Raw genomic sequence first — 3,402 nt, forward strand, 5'->3', positions numbered from 1 at the left:
TGTTAACGGCGGTTCATTCCCGCACAAATCCGGCGTCAACGCCCCTCGAAGCACGCCGTCACCGTCGTGTCGTGTGCCGAGATCAAAGCGTTGGGGGCCGGTGGTGAGGGGCGTTGGAAGGCGCCCGTAGGGCGACTGGAAACGCCCCTCACCACGGCGCGCCGGAGGCGGGCGGCCGGGATGTTCGTGCAATCGGGAGGGAGGGCGTTGGGCGCCCGGGTGGCCGATGCGCGCACAATCGGGATCGGCCTGTGGCAACGCAGGCGCGACACCGGCTCAAACCGCCAAGTCATCCCCAGTGTCGCGCCCCACACCCGCGCAAGCCTGCGCGGTCGTTGCGCCCGTAGTCTTTCACGAAGTGGGCGCTGGCGTCGAGTCTCCCACGGGCCCCAAGGCCCATGGAGTCGACCGGACGACGCTATCTCTGTGCCGCATGCCGCGCGGCGGTGCTGATCTGCAGCCACTGTGACCGGGGGCAGCGCTACTGCGCCGCCGGTTGCGCTCAGCGCGCCCGCGCGGCCTCGCTGCGGGCAGCCGGCGCGCGCTACCAGGCGAGCTTCCCGGGGCGCCTGACGCACGCCCAACGCCAGCGCCGCTACCGCGCGCGACGCCAGGAAGTGACGCATCAGGGTTCTCCACCGCCGGCTGCGCCTGTTGAAGTAAGGACCGCGCCGACCGTGCCCGAATCCGTGCCCGAGTCCGTACCGTCCGCGAGCGGGCAGTGCCACCTGTGCCACCGCGCACTGTCCCCGTTCGTGCGTCAGGACTTCCTGCACTCGTCGGTTCGGCGCCCTTGCCCCCGATCCGAACGGAGTCCGCCCCACCATGGCCCTGTCCCCTGAACACGAGGCGCAGATCCTGCGCTACTACCACGCCGAGCGCTGGCGCATCGGCACCATCGCCGCGCAGCTCGGGCTGCACCGCGACACCGTCGCGCGCGTGCTCACCCAGGCCGGCCTGCCTCGGCACGGCGCGGTGCAGCGCGCTTCGGCGATCGACCCCTATCTGCCCTTCCTGCACGAGACGCTCGCGCAGTTTCCGCGCCTCACCGCCGCGCGGCTCTACGACATGGTGCGCGCGCGCGGTTACCCGGGGCGCCCCGATCACTTCCGCCACCTGATCGCCCGCCACCGCCCGCGCCCGAGCGCCGAGGCCTATCTGCGGCTACGCACCCTGCCCGGCGAGCAGGCCCAGGTCGACTGGGGGCACTTCGGGCACCTGACGATCGGGCGCGCGCGCCGGCCGCTGATGGCCTTCGTGATGGTGCTGTCGTGGTCGCGCCAGATCTATCTGCGCTTCTTCCTCGATGCGCGCATGGAGAACTTCCTGCGCGGTCACGTGGGCGCCTTCGCGTGCTGGGGCGCGGTGCCGCGCATCGCCCTGTACGACAATCTGAAGAGCGCGGTGCTCGAGCGCTGCGGCAACGCGATCCGCTTCCATCCGAGCTTGCTCGCGCTCGCCGGCCATTACCGCTTCGAGCCGCGCCCGGTGGCGGTGGCGCGCGGTAACGAGAAGGGGCGCGTCGAGCGCGCGATCCGCTACGTGCGCGAGGCCTTCTTCGCCGGGCGCGCCTTCGCCGACCTGGACGAGCTGAACGCGCAGGCTCAGGCCTGGTGCGAGGGCGCTGCCGGCGCGCGGCGCTGCCCCGAGGACGGCGCGATGACGGTGGCCGAGGCCTTCGCGGCCGAGCGCGAGCGCCTGCTCGCGCTGCCCGAGGCGCCGTTTCCGACCGACGAGCTGCGCGCGGTGTCGGCAGGCAAGACCCCATATGTGCGCTTCGACCTGAACGACTACTCGATCCCCCACACCCATGTGCGGCGCCCCCTCACCGTGTGCGCCGACCCGGCGCGGGTGCGCATCCTCGACGGCGAGGACGTCATCGCCACCCACGCGCGCAGCTACGATCGCCACCAGCAGATCGAATGTGCCGCGCACCTCGAGGCGCTCGTCGCGCACAAGCGCGCGGCCGGCGCGCACCGCGCCACCGACCGCCTGACGGCGGCCGTGCCGGCCTGCCAGGCGCTGCTCGCCCAGGCCGCCGAGCGCGGCGAGCCGCTCGGGCGCACCACGCGCGCGCTCACCGACCTGCTCGATCGCTACGGTGCGAGCGAACTCACCGCCGCCGTCGACGAGGCGCTCGCGCGCGGCGTGCCGCACCCCAACGCGGTGCGCCTGGCGCTCGAGCGCCGGCGCGAGGCGCCCCCGCCGCTGGGCGTGCCGCTGCCCGCGCACCTGAAGACGCGCGACGTCACCGTGCGCGCCCATCCCTTGGCGGGCTACGACCGCCTGCTGGAGGACGACCATGGCGACGCCTGAACCGCTGCGCGAGCGCGCCCGCGCGCTGCAACTGCATGGGGTGGTGAGCCACTGGGCCGAATGCGCCCAGGCGCCGTGGATCGTCCCGCTCATCGAGTGGGAGGAGCGCGAGCGCGCCCGGCGCTCGCTCGAGCGCCGGCTGCGCTGCGCGCACATCGGCCGCTTCAAGCCGCTGGCCGACTTCGACTGGCGCTGGCCCGAGCAGGGCGACCAGGCCGCCGTCGCCGAGCTGATGACGCTCGCCTTCCTCGAGACCGCCACCAACGCCATCCTGGTCGGCCCCTCGGGGCTCGGGAAGACCACGATCGCGCAGAACATCGCCCACCAGGCGGTGCTGCGCGGACAGACCGTGCTCTTCACCACCGCCGGTCAGCTCCTGGGCGAGTTGGCCGCGCTCGACTCCGACTCCGCGCTGCGCCGCCGCCTGCGCCACTACGCCAGCCCCACGCTGCTGGTGATCGACGAGGTCGGCTATCTCTCCTACTCGAACCGCCACGCCGATCTGCTCTTCGAGCTCATCAGCCGCCGTCACGAGAAAAAGAGCACCCTCATCACCACCAACAAGTCCTTCGCCGAGTGGTCCGAGGTGTTCCCCAACGCCGCCTGCGTGGTCGCGCTCATCGACCGCCTGGTCCATCACGCCGAGATCATCGCCCTCAAGGGCCAGTCCTGGCGCCACAAGGAAGCCCAGGAGCGCGCCGCCACCAACGCCCGCAAACGCAAATCCGCACGGAGCTCCGAATGAAGACCTACCACCCGCCGTCCGGGCTGCAGCGCGGGCTCGAACTGCTCATCGACGCCGCATGGACGCCCGAACAGGCCCGGGCCGTGATCGAGCTGCTCGACGATCTGCGCGAGCGCATCTGGGCGCATTACCAACTCGTGCTGCTCGAGCACTACCGCCAGGATCACCTCACCCAGGCCGAGCTGCCGTTCGACGATCCGTCGTTCTGATCGACCCGCGCTGCCCCGCGAGAACGAGGGCCGATTCGCGCGGCCCTCGTCCCGTTTACGGCTCCGACGGCGCCCGCTCGACGCCGCCGATTAACGACGCCAGATTTGTGCGGATTCGGGCAGCCGGCAACA

3 protein-coding genes are annotated in these 3,402 nt (G+C 71.9%); all 3 read left to right on the forward strand.

The window, feature by feature from the left end; genetic code table 11:
* Positions 1-825 precede the first annotated feature (825 nt).
* Genes istA through ACMV5O_RS21185 form a run of 3 tightly spaced genes read left to right on the forward strand, consistent with a single transcriptional unit; the run spans position 826 to position 3,270 of the window.
* Positions 826-2,316, forward strand: coding sequence for an IS21 family transposase (gene istA / locus ACMV5O_RS21175; RefSeq protein WP_416165290.1), 1,491 nt, complete (start codon positions 826-828; stop codon positions 2,314-2,316).
* Positions 2,303-3,061, forward strand: coding sequence for an IS21-like element helper ATPase IstB (gene istB / locus ACMV5O_RS21180; protein ID WP_416165291.1), 759 nt, complete (start codon positions 2,303-2,305; stop codon positions 3,059-3,061). Before istA ends, istB begins: the two co-directional genes overlap by 14 nt.
* Positions 3,058-3,270 carry a hypothetical protein gene (locus ACMV5O_RS21185; protein ID WP_416165292.1) on the forward strand — a complete coding sequence of 71 codons (213 nt, stop codon included), beginning with the start codon at positions 3,058-3,060 and terminating at the stop codon, positions 3,268-3,270. Before istB ends, ACMV5O_RS21185 begins: the two co-directional genes overlap by 4 nt.
* Positions 3,271-3,402: the final 132 nt, after the last annotated feature.

The organism is Thauera sp. WH-1, from assembly GCF_047806685.1.
In the GTDB taxonomy this organism is placed as follows: Bacteria; Pseudomonadota; Gammaproteobacteria; order Burkholderiales; family Rhodocyclaceae; genus Thauera.